Source organism: Gloeomargarita sp. (assembly GCF_053491055.1).
Map to the genome: position 1 here is coordinate 1 of NZ_JBRCEP010000073.1, position 14,121 is coordinate 14,121.

The 14,121-nt window shown below is 57.2% G+C and carries 13 protein-coding genes; 7 read left to right on the plus strand and 6 right to left on the minus strand.

The genetic code is table 11. The features are described 5' to 3' along the window. The coding region (locus ACWISF_RS08070; protein ID WP_448381074.1) for a cation:proton antiporter at window positions 1-1,524 on the plus strand (1,524 nt) is incomplete at its 5' end. Between the two features lie 63 nt (window positions 1,525-1,587). Beyond that, on the plus strand, window positions 1,588-2,964 hold the full coding sequence (gene rimO, locus ACWISF_RS08075) for a 30S ribosomal protein S12 methylthiotransferase RimO (RefSeq protein WP_448381075.1): 1,377 nt from the start codon (window positions 1,588-1,590) through the stop codon (window positions 2,962-2,964). Window positions 2,965-3,024: 60 nt separating this feature from the next. Here the strand turns inward: rimO and ACWISF_RS08080 are convergent, their stop codons facing one another. Both ACWISF_RS08080 and ACWISF_RS08085 read right to left on the minus strand, forming a co-directional pair. Further along, entirely contained in the window at window positions 3,025-4,884 is a 1,860-nt protein-coding gene (locus ACWISF_RS08080; RefSeq protein ID WP_448381076.1) for a DUF3769 domain-containing protein, read from the minus strand. Window positions 4,885-4,955: 71 nt separating this feature from the next. Further along, window positions 4,956-5,072: a photosystem II reaction center protein I gene (locus ACWISF_RS08085; protein WP_448381077.1), complete on the minus strand. Its 117-nt coding sequence runs from the start codon at window positions 5,070-5,072 to the stop codon at window positions 4,956-4,958. 99 nt (window positions 5,073-5,171) lie between these two features. Here ACWISF_RS08085 and ACWISF_RS08090 point away from each other — a divergent pair, with 99 nt between their 5' ends. Genes ACWISF_RS08090 through ACWISF_RS08100 form a run of 3 tightly spaced genes read left to right on the plus strand, consistent with a single transcriptional unit; the run spans window position 5,172 to window position 7,838 of the window. Beyond that, complete coding sequence (locus tag ACWISF_RS08090; RefSeq protein WP_448381078.1) at window positions 5,172-5,948, plus strand: SAM hydrolase/SAM-dependent halogenase family protein; 777 nt, start codon at window positions 5,172-5,174, stop codon at window positions 5,946-5,948. A 7-nt stretch (window positions 5,949-5,955) separates the two neighbouring features. Beyond that, the gene (locus tag ACWISF_RS08095; RefSeq protein WP_448381079.1) at window positions 5,956-6,978 is read left to right on the plus strand and encodes a thiamine phosphate synthase; all 1,023 of its coding nucleotides are present in this window, start codon (window positions 5,956-5,958) and stop codon (window positions 6,976-6,978) included. Continuing rightward, window positions 6,975-7,838, plus strand: coding sequence for a fructosamine kinase family protein (locus tag ACWISF_RS08100; RefSeq protein WP_448381080.1), 864 nt, complete (start codon window positions 6,975-6,977; stop codon window positions 7,836-7,838). Before ACWISF_RS08095 ends, ACWISF_RS08100 begins: the two co-directional genes overlap by 4 nt. A 222-nt stretch (window positions 7,839-8,060) precedes the next feature. On the opposite strand, the gene thrS is transcribed toward ACWISF_RS08100, so the two are convergent. Continuing rightward, a complete protein-coding gene (gene thrS / locus ACWISF_RS08105; RefSeq protein ID WP_448381081.1) occupies window positions 8,061-9,836 on the minus strand; it encodes a threonine--tRNA ligase in 1,776 nt (591 codons plus the stop codon). Window positions 9,837-9,862: 26 nt separating this feature from the next. After that, entirely contained in the window at window positions 9,863-10,294 is a 432-nt protein-coding gene (locus ACWISF_RS08110; protein ID WP_448381082.1) for a chemotaxis protein CheW, read from the minus strand. Between the two features lie 449 nt (window positions 10,295-10,743). Here ACWISF_RS08110 and ACWISF_RS08115 point away from each other — a divergent pair, with 449 nt between their 5' ends. Next, the gene (locus tag ACWISF_RS08115; protein WP_448381083.1) at window positions 10,744-11,652 is read left to right on the plus strand and encodes an ABC transporter ATP-binding protein; all 909 of its coding nucleotides are present in this window, start codon (window positions 10,744-10,746) and stop codon (window positions 11,650-11,652) included. Here the strand turns inward: ACWISF_RS08115 and ACWISF_RS08120 are convergent. Further along, window positions 11,634-11,789: a DUF2256 domain-containing protein gene (locus ACWISF_RS08120; protein WP_448381084.1), complete on the minus strand. Its 156-nt coding sequence runs from the start codon at window positions 11,787-11,789 to the stop codon at window positions 11,634-11,636. The genes ACWISF_RS08115 and ACWISF_RS08120 overlap by 19 nt on opposite strands. After that, a complete protein-coding gene (locus tag ACWISF_RS08125; protein WP_448381108.1) occupies window positions 11,770-12,708 on the minus strand; it encodes a GDP-L-fucose synthase family protein in 939 nt (312 codons plus the stop codon). Before ACWISF_RS08125 ends, ACWISF_RS08120 begins: the two co-directional genes overlap by 20 nt. Before the next feature lie 119 nt (window positions 12,709-12,827). Between ACWISF_RS08125 and ahcY the strand changes: the two genes are divergently transcribed. Then, window positions 12,828-14,105: an adenosylhomocysteinase gene (gene ahcY, locus ACWISF_RS08130; RefSeq protein ID WP_448381085.1), complete on the plus strand. Its 1,278-nt coding sequence runs from the start codon at window positions 12,828-12,830 to the stop codon at window positions 14,103-14,105. Window positions 14,106-14,121: the final 16 nt, after the last annotated feature.

The following is a 14,121-nucleotide window of genomic DNA, read 5'->3' on the forward strand; positions in this document are numbered from 1 at the left end:
CTGATTACGTTGGTAGGGGGTGGGGTGGCGGCGCATGTTTTGGGGGAGTTTCCCTGGCCGCTGGCGTTTTTGTACGGGGCGTTGGTGACGGTAACCGGGCCGACGGTGATTGGGCCGTTGTTGCGGCAGGTGAAGGTGGACCGCAAGTTGAGCGCCCTGTTGGAGGGGGAGGGGGTGTTGATTGACCCGGTGGGGGCGATTTTGGCGGTGGTGGTGCTGAATATCGTCTTGACGGGGGATACGGGCTGGACGGAGATTGTGCTGGGGTTGGGGATGCGTCTGGGGATTGGGATAGCGATTGGGGCGGCAGGCGGCTGGTTGCTGAGTTGGCTGTTTCGCAAGGAGACGGTGCCAAGCCAGGATTTGAAGAATTTGGCGGTGCTGGCGGGGTTGTGGGGGCTGTATGGGTTGGCGCAGTGGGTGCAAAGCGAATCGGGATTGATGGCGGCGGCGGTGGCGGGGATTGTACTGCAGTTGACGGCGCCGGAGCAGCGGTTATTGCGGCGGTTTAAGGGGCAGTTGACGACTTTGGCGGTGTCGTTGTTGTTTATTCTGCTGGCGGCGGATTTGTCGTTGGCGAGTTTGGGCATGTTGGGCTGGGGGGGGTTGTGGACGGTGCTGGCGCTGATGTTGGTGGTGCGCCCGCTCAACATTCTGGCTTCGACCTGGAATAGTGACCTGAACTGGCGGCAAAAGCTGTTTTTGGCCTGGATTGCGCCCCGGGGGATTGTGTCGGCATCGGTGGCCTCCCTGTTTTCGATTGTGTTGACCGCCCGCGGCCTCAACGGGGGGGATTCGGTCAAGGGGCTGGTGTTTTTGACGATTATTCTGACGGTGGTGGTGCCGGGGGTGACGGCGCAACCGATGGCGCGGCTGTTGGGGGTGCGCTCGGAGGAGGTCAACGGGGCGGTGATTGTCGGCAGCAATCCCCTGGGGCGGTTGCTGGCGCGGCTGTTCCAGGAACATGGGGAGCCGGTGGTGCTCATTGATACCAACCGGGAGGACTGCCGGGCGGCCGAGCGGGAAAATTTGCGGGCGATTCCGGGCAGTGCCCTGGACCCGGAGGTGCTGGCCGAGGCGGGGGTGGCCCACATGGGCACGTTTCTGGCCTTGACCAAAAATACGGAGGTGAATTTGGTGTTGGCGCAACGGGTGGCCGAGGAGTTTTATCCCCCGCGCGTGCTGGCTTTGGTGCAGGACGAACACCGCATCAACCACAGCCAGGTGCGGTGCGCCTTTCATCCCCGCCTGGTGCTGCGCGACTGGAATGAAGCCCTGGAGCGGGGGCAGGTGCGCTTGGCCGAAACCCGCCTGGGAGACACGCCGCTGCCTTTGGATGGCCCGGACGTTTTGCCCCTGGTGCGGCAACGGCATCACTTTTTGGAAGTGGTCACGGCGGATATGGCCTACCAGCCGGGGGACCGGTTGATTTATTTGGCTGCCCAACCGCCGAAAGAGGGCGAACCGGAACCCGAACCCCTGGAACCGGGCGAGATGGTGCAGGCGCTGTTGGGGCTGGGGTAGGCCGGGCAACCCCGCTTGCAATTGCTATAGTATAAGGTGCTGTTTTTTTGCTATCCCCCGCCCATGACCCTGGCTGCTGCCCGTCCCAAAGTGGCGTTTGCCCACCTAGGCTGCGAAAAAAACCGCATTGATACGGAACATATGCTGGGTCTGTTGGCGGCGGCGGGCTATCAAATAGGCAGTGACCCGACCCAGGCTGATTACGTCATTGTCAATACCTGTAGTTTTATCGAAGCCGCCCGCCGCGAATCGGTGCAGACCCTGGTGGAACTGGCGGAAGCGGACAAAAAAATTGTGATTACCGGCTGTTTGGCGCAGCAATTTCGGGAGGAATTATTGGCGGCCATTCCCGAAGCGGTGGCGGTGGTGGGCACGGGGGATTATCAGCACATTGTCCAGGTGCTCCATCAGGTGGAACAGGGGGAAAAAGTCCTGCGGGTGACCGCCCAACCCACCTACCTTGCCGACGAGACCGTACCCCGCTACCGCACCACCTGTGCGCCGGTGGCCTACGTGCGGGTGGCCGAAGGCTGTGACTATCGCTGTTCCTTTTGCATCATTCCCCATCTGCGGGGCAACCAGCGTTCCCGCACCATTGAGTCCATCGTGGCCGAAGCCCAGGAATTGGCGGACCAAGGGGTGCAGGAATTGATTTTGATTTCCCAAATCACCACCAACTACGGGTTGGATGTGTACGGCAAACCCCGGTTGGCCGACTTACTCTATGCCTTGGGCGACGTGCCCATACCCTGGATACGGGTGCATTACAGTTATCCCACCGGCTTGACCCCGGAGGTGCTGCGCGCCTTTCGGGATGTGCCCAATGTATTGCCCTACATTGACCTGCCTTTGCAACATTCCCACCCGGAGATTTTGCGGGCGATGAACCGGCCTTGGCAGCAGGACCTGCATGACCGCCTGTTGGAGCGCATCCGGGAACTCCTGCCCGATGCTGTGATTCGCACCACCTTTATCGTGGGGTTTCCGGGGGAAACGGCGGCGCATTTTCGCCATTTATGCGCTTTTGTAGAACGGCATCAGTTTGACCATGTGGGCGTCTTTACCTTTTCTGCGGAAGCGGGCACTCCAGCAGCCACCCTGCCCGGCCAGGTCAGCGAAGCCGTCAAACGCCGCCGTCAAAAACAATTGATGCAGAAACAACAGCCGATTTCCTGGGCCAAACATCAACAATACGTAGGCCGGGTGGTGGACGTCCTCATCGAGCAGGAACATCCCCAAACCGGACGCAAAATTGGTCGTTCTGCCCGCTTTTCCCCTGAGGTGGACGGTCAGGTGTATGTCTCCGGGCCGGCCGCCTTGGGAACCATTGTGCCGGTCAAAATTACCCAAGCCGACGTTTACGACCTGTATGGGGAAGTGGTGGTTTCCCCGGCGATCAACCGACCTGGGGCCGAATCTCCTGCGCAAAGGCGTTGTTAAGACGCCCCTAGACGGTTTCCGTGTCTAGGCTGGAGCAACATCCACCGCAACGTCAAAACATTACGGAACCTCCAGGCGCGGCGTAATTTGCTCCCGTTCGAGAAACGGTTCAGGATTGCCCGTCCAATTAAATTCATTCAACCGGAACAGCAGGCCACCGGCAGACCGTTCAGGGTTAAAAAATACGGATATGCCATAGGTGCGACGGCTGTATTCCAAACCGTAGGTTGCATCGATAATTTTGGCTTCGCCCCGGTCCAAACGGAGGGCAATACTCGCCGTTGCCCGCAAAGGGCCAAAAAGTTGCTGCGCCATCCCCAAAAACAACACCTGTTGGTCCACGCGGCGGTCAAAGAAAAAAGGAGATAGCCCGGATAACACAAAACCCGGCGCATAAGTAACACTAATCGCCGTGTAATCCCCAAAATTTTTGGCAAAATTGCCAAACTGACCACTCAAGCCCACACTACCCCCTAGGACAATTTGGGTAGCGCCATTGGTGTAGAAGTTATTTGTACTGGCGAGACTGAGATTGAGGCTCAAATAGGGCGTAAGCGGTACAGGACTGAAGCGTAAGCCTTGGGTGGCTGTGGGCGGTAACGCCTTCCCTTGCCAGAGGAGAATACTGTGGCTGAGCAGTCCGGCCACTTGAAAACGGCCCAAACGTAAACGTTCAATCTGTTTTTGCGGTGTCGTCCCACTACTTTCAAAAAATCGGCCACTGACCAGATATTGAAACTGGGTGGTTTTCGTCTGGTTCAAGGGAATGGGTTCCGTCGAGCCCAGCGCTATCCCGGCCCCAAACGGCACATTTTCCAAGCCGAGCGAACCGTTGAATACCCGTTGTCGATAGACCACATCCGCCACCACACTGTGTTGCGGCCACCAGCGATGTTCCAGCCGCACACGGGCACGCAAGCGTTGGTCGGTATCCAAAAAATCCAACCGGGTCAGCAACGTATCCAGTTTCAGCGTGGTATCCCGCGTCACATCCGCCACCAACCGGGAGCGCAACCCCAGATTATTCCCCACCGGCGCAAATCCCTGCACCAGTGTGCGTTGCACTAGCCAGATGGGGGCGATTTGCCAGGTTACGTCGCGCTCGTCCACCACATCGAACGTGCGGCTGAGAAATAGCCCGCCCAAATCCTCCTGGTCATAGCCCAGTTCCAAGGGGAGCGGGTCACGCCTACGCCGGGAAATCACCACCCGGTCGCGCAACAGCGGAATCGCCACGCGCCGGTCAAAGGCCAACTGCCCCCCTTGGGCGCGAATCTCCCGGTCGCCGTTGGGCAGGCGGGTAAGGGTCGCCCGCCGGGCCTGAAACTCCAACTCCGGCGGGTCAAAGGGGTCGTTGGTGAGGCGGAAATCGGTGGCCGTGCCGCCCCCTTGGGCATCAAACGTGAGTTCATCGGCGCTAAATCGCTGCAATCCTTGCCCCGGACGTTCGACCGCCGTTGGGGCTAGCCCTGCCTGGGGCAGCTTCCCCGGTGTAACCAGCAGGGGGGCATTGTCCAAATTGGCATCCCGTTCCGCCGCTTGCAGCCGCACCACCCCCTGCACCTGGTAAAAAACGCCGCTTTCTGCCGCCAGGTCGTATTCCAAACGCTGGCCCCGGAGGACCTGATCCCCGCGGGTCAAAACCACTTCCTTCCCCGTCGCCGTCGCCCGGCGGGTGATCAGATTGACCTCAATTTCCTCCGCCGTCAGCACCGCCCCCCGGTAGCGCAACACCGCATTCCCCGTGGCCGTAAACACCTGGGTTTGCTCATTAAAGGTTTGCCGGTCCGCCGTTACCTCCACCCGCCCTGGGAGGTCAACCGCCTGGGCCAACCCTTCCCCGGCGGACAAAGACGTATCGTCAATGTCCTGACAAGAAGCAGAACGAACATCCTGGAGTACAGCCGCCGGAACCGTCATTCCCGGCAACAGAGGGGCAACACAGGGCATGCACAGAGAACCTCACACCACCCCCAGGGGGATAGCATCACCTATTCCAAATCGCGGCGTTTGGGGTTGCGCGCCGGGTCAGAAGACAGCAGGCCAAACACAAACAGGAGCACAAAAAAGGCAATGGTGGCATAAACACTGTATTTTAGGGCCAGCATAGGTAGAAAACCGAATATGAACGTTTGTATCTTAACACCCTCCCGGCACCGCTTTTGCCACAATGAGTTTAACTTTGGTAGCCTTTGCGGGTGTATGCCGTGTCCCCGATTGTGTTGCTCACCGATTTTGGCCTCCAGGACCACTACGTGGGCGTGCTGAAAGGGGTGATCCTGAGCATTCAGCCGCAGGCGAGCCTGGTGGACCTGAGTCATGCCATTCCTCCCTACACGGTGACGGCGGCGCAGTTTGTCCTCAGCCAGGCCCTGCCCTATTTTCCGGCGGGCACCATCTACGTTGTCGTTGTGGACCCAGGGGTGGGGAGCGCCCGGCGACCGATTGCCCTGCAAACTCCGGCAGGTTTCGCAGTGGGGCCGGATAACGGCGTGTTGCAGCCCCTATTCCCGCACATGCAGGCGGTGGTGCAGCTCCAAAACCCCGCCTATTGGCGCAGCCCGACCCCCAGCCAGACCTTTCACGGGCGGGACATCTTTGCGCCAGTGGCGGCGCACCTCAGCCGGGGGGTGCCCTTGGCGGCTCTTGGCCCTCCCCTCGACCCGGCCACCCTGACGACCTGCCCGGTAGCGGCTCCCCAGAGGACCCCCACGGGTTGGCGCGGCCATATTCAGTACATTGACCAGTTTGGCAATCTCATTAGCACCATTCCCACCGATGTCCTGGCGCCAGAGGGCATCCGGCAGGTGGTGTGTACAGGAGTCACCATCCCCGCAGACACGCATTACGGCGCCGTGCCGGTGGGGCATTTGGTTGCCGTGCCGGGGAGTCATGGCTACGTGGAAATCGCCTGTCACCAGGGGCATGCCGCCCAGATTTTGGGTGCTAAAATCGGGGAGGTGGTGGAGGTACACACCCGGTGAGGCATTCATGGAGGATTTAGCCAAAATCCATCGCATTTTGGATGCCAATTTGGACCGCGCTCGGGAAGGATTGCGGGTCGTGGAAGAATGGTGTCGGTTGGGTTTAGATCACGCCCGCACGGCGGAATTGTGCAAGCATTATCGGCAAGAACTGGCACGTTGGCATCGCCCCGAATTTCGCGCCGCCCGATATACGGCCGGGGATGTGGGAACCTCATTGAGCCATCCCCAAGAAACGCAGCGCACCGATATTTCCGCCCTCTTACAGGCCAACTTTTGCCGCATCCAAGAGGCCCTACGGGTGCTCGAAGAATACGGGAAATTGGTGGATGGGGATTTTGCCGCGGCCATGAAACAACTGCGTTATCAGATTTACCAATTGGAAAGTGAACTTAGCCCCCATCCCCGTCGGCAAAAGTTAAACCAGGCCTATTTGTATTTGATTACTTCGCCCTGTGCGCATTTATTGGCCACGGTGGAGGCGGCCTTAAAGGCGGGGCTGACCCTGGTGCAATACCGGGATAAGGAACAGACCGATGCCAACCGTTACGAAATCGCCCAAAAGTTGTGTGCTTTATGTCGTAAATACCAGGCGTTATTTATTGTCAATGACCGGGTGGATGTGGCGCTGGCGGTTGACGCCGATGGGGTGCATTTAGGGCAGCAGGATATGCCGCTTTCTGTGGCGCGTCAATTGTTGGGGCCCCAGCGGCTTATCGGCTGTTCGACGACCAACCCCCAGGAATTGGCGCGTGCCATCCAGGGCGGGGCCGATTATGTGGGTGCTGGCCCTGTGTATGCCACCCCCACCAAAGCCGGGAAACCCCCCACAGGCTGGGATTACCTGGCCCATGTCGCGCGGACTTGGCCCAAACCTTGGTTTGCCATTGGGGGGATTGATGTGCACAATTGCGCTGAGGTCTTGGCCGCCGGAGCACAACGGATTGCGGTGGTACGCGCCATTATGGAAGCAGAAAATCCCGGCGCCACAACCCAGCAATTGCTGCAGCAATTACAGAGCCGGACATGAATTTTTGGCAGGAACTTAACCGGAAAATTTCTGAAATTACAGGCAGTCCGTTTGCCGGTACACCACAGGGCAGTCGGGGGGGTGGTTGCATTCACGACAATCAAATCCTGACAGATGGGACACGCACTTTTTTTATCAAAATCAATCGGGAGTCCAAACTGGATTTATTTACCGCTGAGGCCCTGGGGTTGCAGGCATTAGCGGCCAGTCGGGCCATCAAAATTCCCCAGGTTGTCGGCTGGGGAGTCGTGGGCAGCCAAGCCTATCTCATTTTGGAGTATTTACCCCTTGTGCACCGGGGCAATTGGTACCAGATGGGGCAACAACTCGCCCAAATGCACCGCCGCAGTATCGGCTCACACTTTGGCTGGGAGCGGGATAATTACATTGGCGCCACCCCCCAAAAAAACACACCTACTGCGGACTGGGCAGACTTTTTTTGTACCCATCGTTTGGGGTATCAATTGCAGTTGGCCCGGCGACGTGGGGCAGTTTTTGCGCAGCAGGAACGGCTCTTGCAGCGGGTACGAGAACTTTTGCATCGCCCTGCGGTCACACCCGTTTTGGTGCATGGGGATTTGTGGTCGGGGAATGCCGCTTTTACGCAGGCGGGAGAACCGGTAATTTTTGACCCTGCGGTTTACTACGGTCATCACGAAGTGGACTTGGCCATGAGCGAATTATTTGGAGGATTTCCGCCGGAATTTTACCAAGGCTATCAATCGGAATGGCCGTTAGACCCTGGCTATGCCCAACGGAAAATCATTTACAACCTTTACCACATCCTCAACCACTTTCATTTGTTTGGCGGTTCCTACTGGCACCAGGCAGAGCGCATGATGGCCCAGATCATCAATTAAGCATCTTTTCATTGATGGCCAATCAACAATTCCAGGCATACAGAATGGGTTTTATTTGCTTGGTTACTCATGCCCATTTCCCGGATAGCAATCCCCAAGAATGACGCAACGGGTACTGAGGGCAATGAGCTGCCGGCACCGTTCCTATAGGGCTTCTATTTCCATCTCCAATAGGAGCGCAAGACAAACAAGACAAAGAAGATGTCATCAGCCGCTGCCGCACTAAAAATCCTGCCGTTGTTGCACCGCTTGTTGCAGACGCGCTTGCACTTCCGCCACCGGTAAACTGCCCAAATCGCCCCCATGCCGTGTCCGCACACTCAGGGTTTGGTTGGCTACTTCTTTTGCCCCCACAATCGCCATCACCGGAATTTTGGCCGTCTCGGCGTTGCGAATCAATTTCCCCAAACGTTCGCCGGAGGTATCCACTTCCACCCGCAACCCCAATTTTTGCCAATCGCTCGCCAGGGACTGGGCATAGCCAAGATACTGTTCCCCAACCGGTAAAAAGCGCAGTTGCACCGGCGCCAACCACAGGGGAAAATCCCCCGCATAGTTCTCGATTAAAATGCCAAAAAAACGCTCTAAGGAACCAAAAATAGCCCGGTGAATCATAATAGGCACCTGGCGGCTCCCATCGGCGGCCACATATTCCAGGCCAAACCGTTGCGGCAAATTAAAATCCACCTGAATCGTCGAACATTGCCACAAACGCCCAATAGCATCGCGAATTTTCAGATCAATTTTGGGGCCATAAAACGCACCGCCCCCCACATCTTCTTGGTAGTCCCAACCCTTGGTTTGCAGCGCATCTTTTAACGCCTGCGTCGCCAATTCCCACACCTGGTCATCCCCCACATATTTATCGGGACGCGTGGAGAGATGCACCTCGTAATCCCGGAACCCAAAATCCGAAAGAATTTGCTCCGTCAGATGCAACACCCCTAAAATTTCTGTCGCCACCTGCTCCGGCAAACAAAAGATATGCGCATCATCCTGGGTAAACCCCCGCACCCGCATCAGCCCATGCAACGTACCGGAGCGTTCATAGCGATATACCGTGCCCAATTCCGCATAGCGAATCGGCAGTTCTCGATAGGAGTGCAAACGAGTTTGATAGGTCAACACATGAAAAGGGCAATTCATCGGTTTGAGTTGATAGGCCTGCGATTCGACCGCGATGGCCTCAAACATACTCTCCCGATAAAAATCCAAATGGCCCGAGGTTTGCCACAGATCCAAATGGGCTAAATGGGGGGTATAAAGCAACTCATACCCTGCCCGTAAATGCGCCTCCCGCCAATAATTCTCAATCAACAAACGCATCCGCGCCCCCTTGGGATGCCAAAACACCAAGCCGCCCCCGGCCTGCTCCTGAATGCTAAATAAATCCAATTCCTGCCCCAACCGCCGGTGATCCCGCCGCAGCGCCTCCTGTTTTTGGTGCAAATAGGCCTGTAATTGCTCTGGCGTTTCCCAGGCCGTGCCATAAATCCGCTGCAACATGGGATTGCGTTCGTCCCCCCGCCAGTAGGCCCCCGCCACACTTTCTAGGGCAATCGCATCCGGGTTGAGTTCTCCCACATTCTCCAGATGCGGGCCGGCGCACAAATCCCACCACTCGTCCCCCAAATGATAAATCGTAATGGGTTCTTGAATTCCGGCTAAGATTTCCAACTTGTAGGGTTCATTCAAGGCCTGAATCCGTCGCATGGCTTCCTCGCGGGTGACTTCCTCGCGAATCACCGGCAATTTGCGCTTGATAATGTTTACCATTTCTTTGTAAATCGCCTTCAGGTCCGCTTCCGTAAACGGTTCGGGATGGTCAAAGTCGTAATAAAACCCATCCTCGATCCACGGACCCAGGGTCACCTTCGCCTTGGGAAATAATTTTTGGACGGCCATAGCCATCACATGGGAGGCCGTGTGACGGATGCGCTTGAGTTTTTCCGATTCACTGGTGCGGGGCAAATGCACCGGCGGCGTGGGCTTAGCCATAGTCACTCAATTCGTAGCTCGCTCGATCATAACGCAGGTGAGGGGGTACACAGGGAACCCAGCCGTTGGGCATCCAGCAAAAACAGGGTCATTGTATTATTGTGCAGACGTGCCACATGGCTGGCCAGACCGAGGGTATCCGCCTGGCGGTAGGTGGGGGGAATCTGCCGCATGTGCTCCGGGGCAATCTCCACCAAAGCGGGCATCCCGGCGCAGGGAAGGCCGTAGAGGTCGTCTCCGCCGGTGACCACGATTAAATGGGTAGCAGGCGTCGGGCTGGGCTGGCCGAATAAATGCCGATGCAGGTCAATCACCACCACCTCTTGGTCTTCAAAATGCGCCAAGCCAATCGGTTTTTGGCCGCTGCTAAAAATTTGGGGATAGGGAATCACTTTTTGTACCTGGGTCAAAGGCAGCCCCAAATGCAACGACCCCAACGGAAAATGCAGAATTTTCATGGCGCCGTGGCTAAAGAAACTTCCTATCTTTACATTATGAAGCGTTGACGTAGCCGGTGGGGTGATGGGATGGCCGACGTGGGAAAATTGCTCACGCTTGCAGGGGAGTGATATGCCAAAGAAACCATGTCACGGCAAGGGAACTAGGGGTCAAAATTGGGTGGATGATTGCTTTGGGAATCGCTTTGGGCGCAGCGCTGTGTTTGCCCTGGCCTATTACCCCCATCAGAGCAAAGAATTTTATTTTAATTGCCTGCGGTTTGCGCGTAAATGTGATTAGCCATGACACCGGCGCTCTTTGTGTGTTCTAGAGAGGAGGCACTACCCCAGCACTTGGTTCTGCAGCATTTTGTTCAGCACGTAGGGTGTTTTGGTACTTATGGTTTGCAGAGTTATTATCGTTCTGCTGAGGTCTAAGATGGCTATGGTGGTTCAGGGGGGTATCCCGCATGGAATTGGTCGCTGAGGATTTGTGGAAATACTACGGCGAACGCGCGGTGGTGCAGGGGGTGAATTTGCACCTACAACCGGGAGAAATTTTGGGACTGCTTGGCCCCAATGGCGCCGGCAAAACCACGACCTTTGGGATGCTCTATGGGGGGGTAATTCCCAGTCGCGGGTTGGTTCACATCGGCCCCTACAATGTCCATCGGCAAGGACGGGAGGCCCGCCGCAGCTTGGGGGTGGTGACCCAGGAAAATAACCTGGACCCAGACTTTACCGTGCTAGAAAATTTGGTGTTTTTTGCCCACCATTACCAAATTACGGGAAAACCAGCCCGGCGGCGGGCGTGGGAATTGTTGGACCAGGCGGGCTTGACGGCCTATGCCCACCAACGGGTGGATGTGCTCTCAGGCGGACTAAAGCGGCGTTTGGTCTTGGCGCGGGCGTTGGTGCATCATCCCAAAATTGTCTTTCTTGATGAACCCACGACGGGGCTAGACCCAGATGCCCGTCAGGAGTTTTGGCGCAGCATTGCCCTGTTAAAACAAACCGGCTGTAGTGTTTTATTGACGACCCATTACATGGATGAAGCGCAGCGGCTATCGGATCGGCTGTTGCTGTTGCAAAAAGGGGTGGTTGTGGACCAGGGGACACCGGCGGATTTGATTCGGCGGATTATTGGGGCGGAAGTGGCAGAAATTGAGGGGGTGGCGCAGGAGGCGGTGCAACGGTTGGCAGAAGCGGCAGGGGTGTGGTGGCGACCGTTGGGACAGGGGTTTGTGGTCAGTTTGCCTGCCCATGAGGCGCCCTTGTGGCAAGCATTGCAGGCGCTGCCCAGTACCCGCTTGAGCCGCCGCCAGGCCAATTTGGAGGATGTGTTTTTGCGCCTCACCGGTCAGGAATTGGCCGATTGACGGCGACGGCGACACCGTTCCGAGCAGTATTTCACCTGGGCCCAGCAGTCGGCCCATTTTTTGCGCCAGGTAAAAGGGCGGCCACAGACCGGGCAGATTTTTGTCGGCAGGTCGGCTTTACGGATTCCCTTGGGCATGGGTCACATACCAGGCGTAGGTTTTTTCAATTCCCAGGGGTAAAGGGGTTTGGGCTTGCCAGCCCAGGCGGTGAATGCGCGAAACGTCTAAGAGTTTGCGGGGGGTGCCATCGGGCTTGCTGGGGTCATAGACAATTTCCCCCCTGTAGCCGGTGATCTGGCAAATGAGGTGGGCCAGTTCGCTAATGGTTAAATCCTCGCCCGTCCCCACATTAATAATTTCTGGTTCATCGTAATTTTGCATGAGAAAAACACAGGCGGCGGCCAAATCTTCCACGTATAAAAATTCTCGCCGGGGTGTGCCTGTGCCCCAGATGGTGACCTGGGGGTGCTGGTGGATTTTGGCCTCGTGAAATTTGCGGATCAGGGCGGGCAACACATGGGCATTGTGCAGGTCGAAATGATCCCCTGGGCCGTACACGTTGGTCGGCATGACACAGATGGCTGACCAACCGTATTGCTGCCGATAGGCTTGACAGAGTTTGATCCCGGCAATTTTGGCAACGGCGTACCACTGATTGGTGGGTTCCAAAGGGCCGGTCAACAGATATTCTTCTTTGATGGGTTGCGGGGCAAATTTGGGATAGATACAGGAAGAACCGAGAAACAAAAGTTTTTTGACGCCGGTGCGATAGCTGTGCTGAATGAGATTGGTTTGAATCTGCAAATTATCCTGGAGAAAATCCACCGGATAACTGCTATTGGCTAAAATACCCCCCACTTTGGCCGCCGCTAAAAACACATATTCCGGTTGCTGCCGTTCAAACCATTGCCCCACCGCCTGGCTATCGCGCAAATCCAGTTCCGCGCGGGAGACGGTCAAGATTTGGGTGTACCCCTGCCGTTGCAGTTCCCGGTGGATGGCAGACCCGACCAAACCCCGGTGACCGGCAATGTAAATACGGCTGTGCCGCTGCATCATGGGGAATTGCTGGCTTTTCCAAGCCCATCCTAACCCAACCGGGGTCACTTTGGTGTACCTTAGAAAGGCGCATGGCTGACTGGGCCACTGCCAGGTGACATTTGGAGCGGTACGGTATGACGGCGACGACTGCCCGTGTGGACTGTGATGTGAAGGATTTGGGTTTGGCGCCCCTGGGTCGCCAGCGCATTGCTTGGGCCAGCCGGGAGATGCCGGTGTTGGCGCAGATTCGGGAGCGGTTTGCGGCAGAAAAACCCCTTCAGGGTATCCGGTTGGTGGCCTGCTGCCATGTGACGACCGAGACGGCCAATTTGGCGTTGACCTTGCAAGCAGGCGGCGCCGATGCCCTGCTGATTGCCAGCAATCCCCTATCAACCCAAGACGACGTGGCGGCTTGTTTGGTCGTGGACCACGGGATTCCTGTGTTTGCCATCAAGGGGGAAGACACGGCGACCTACCAACGCCATGTGCGGCGGGCCTTGGACCACCATCCCCAGGTGATCATTGACGACGGTGGGGATGTGGTGGCGACGCTGGTGCAGGAACGTCCCCACCAGGTGCCGGAAATTATCGGCACTACGGAGGAGACCACGACAGGGGTGGTGCGCCTGCGGGCGATGTTGGCCGCCGGGGTGCTGGCGTTTCCGGCGGTGAACGTCAACGATGCCGATACCAAACACTTTTTCGACAACCGCTATGGCACGGGGCAATCCACCTTAGATGGCATCATTCGGGCGACCAATATCCTGATTGCCGGGAAAACGGTGGTGGTGGCTGGGTATGGCTGGTGCGGCAAAGGCACGGCGTTGCGGGCGCGGGGTTTGGGGGCGCGGGTGATCGTCACCGAAGTCGATCCGGTGCGGGCCTTGGAGGCGGCGATGGATGGCTTCCAGGTGGCGCCCATGCACGCGGCAGCCCAGGTAGGCGATGTGTTTATCACCGTGACGGGGAATAAGCATGTGATTCGGCGAGAGCATTTTGAGTTGATGAAATCCGGGGCAATCCTGGCCAATTCTGGGCATTTTGACATTGAAATTGACCTGAAAACCCTGGCGGAATTGAGCCAGGAGGTCATCCCGTTGCGGCCTTTTGTGCAGGAATATCGCCTCCAATCGGGCAAAGCGCTCATTGTGCTGGGGGAGGGGCGGCTCATCAATTTGGCGGCGGCGGAGGGGCATCCGGCCAGCGTGATGGACATGAGTTTTGCCAACCAAGCCCTGGCCTGCGAATACCTGGTCAAGCACAAAGGGGACTTGGCCCCTGGCATTTATCCCGTCCCGGCCAAACTGGATCGGGAAATTGCGCGCTTGAAACTCAAGGCGATGGGGATTGAAATTGATACCCTCACCCCGACGCAAGTGGAATACATGAACAGTTGGAAGGCGGGAACCTAGCGGCGGTTATGGAACA